The sequence below is a fragment of the Alienimonas sp. DA493 genome (assembly GCF_043951915.1).
Classification (GTDB): domain Bacteria; phylum Planctomycetota; class Planctomycetia; order Planctomycetales; family Planctomycetaceae; genus Alienimonas.
This window is the reverse complement of sequence record NZ_JBINJD010000387.1, coordinates 1-337: the sequence shown is the minus strand read 5'-3', so window position 1 is coordinate 337 and position 337 is coordinate 1. Positions and strand designations below refer to the sequence as shown.

1 pseudogene is annotated in these 337 nt (G+C 79.2%); it reads right to left on the bottom strand.

The annotated features are described in order from the left end of the window. A pseudogene (locus ACG2DA_RS23145) lies at positions 1-283 on the bottom strand (hypothetical protein); the annotation flags it as partial. Positions 284-337 lie beyond the last annotated feature (54 nt).

Here is a 337-nt window from a genome sequence, read left to right as displayed (position 1 = left end):
GCAACGCCGCCCAGCGGCACGGCGTTCCGCCGTCCGCCCCCTCCCCGCACGGCGGCTTTTCCCAGGCGAGGCCGCCCGGCGCGGCCTCGGCCTCGGCGGCGTACTCCCCGGCCCGAATCCAGCCGACGCCGCGGCGGAGGAACAGGCCCCTCGACGCCGGCGCCGGCAGCACGGAGTCCGGCCCGCGGACCTTCAGATCGTGCCGCAGCCGCGCGTCGACGCAGGCCGCCTCGGCCGTCACCCAGCCGCAGGGCAGGTCGGCGTCCAAGGCCCGGCGGATCATCGCCCGGGCGGCGTCGGCCGGCCCCGCGGGTGCGACGACCCCGAGTCGCACATA